This is a genomic window from Pseudomonas agronomica, from assembly GCF_025917275.1.
Taxonomy (GTDB): domain Bacteria; phylum Pseudomonadota; class Gammaproteobacteria; order Pseudomonadales; family Pseudomonadaceae; genus Aquipseudomonas; species Aquipseudomonas agronomica.
This window is the reverse complement of the sequence record NZ_JAOSHO010000989.1, coordinates 1-613: the sequence shown is the minus strand read 5'-3', so window position 1 is coordinate 613 and position 613 is coordinate 1. Positions and strand designations below refer to the sequence as shown.

The following is a 613-nucleotide window of genomic DNA, read 5'->3' as shown; positions in this document are numbered from 1 at the left end:
CGGCACGCTGGTGCACCCGGACGGCAGCTTCCTGGCTGTTCACTACTTGCCGCCCGAGGCGGCACTGACCACGTTGGCGCTGTACGCCGATCAGCCCGGCATCGAAGTCTGGGTGTTTGCCGACGGCGACTGGCTGGTGCGCGACGCCAACGGTCCGATGGTGCCGGTTGAAACCCGGGGCCTGGGGTATCCACCGGTAGAGGTGAAAAGCTTCGAACCGTATCTGGAGCGCATCGACAAGATCGTCGCGACCAGCGCCAACACGGACCTCTTGGTGGAGCTGGAGGCGCGTTTGCATCCGCTGCTCAAGGGCCAGGCCCAGGTATCGCGTTCGCAACCGATCTACCTGGACGTGACGGCGATGAAGGCGAACAAGGGCGAGGCGTTGTCGACCTTGGCGGAGTTCCTCGGCGTACCGCTGGAGCAGACCGCCGCCATGGGGGATGGTGGCAACGATCCGGCGATGTTCCATCGCGCGGGGCTGTCGATTGCAATGGGGCAAGCGGAAGAGGCGATCAAGCGCCAGGCGGATGTCGTTACCGCAGCCAACACCGAGGACGGTGCGGCACTGGCGATCGAGCGGTACATCTTGCCGCGGTAGATGATCCTACAT

Annotated in this window: 1 protein-coding gene; it reads left to right on the top strand. The window is 64.4% G+C overall.

Annotated elements, in window-relative coordinates; all coding sequences use genetic code 11:
* The coding region (locus OC610_RS28535) for an HAD family hydrolase (RefSeq protein WP_264433090.1) at window positions 1-601 on the top strand (601 nt) is incomplete at its 5' end.
* Window positions 602-613: the final 12 nt, after the last annotated feature.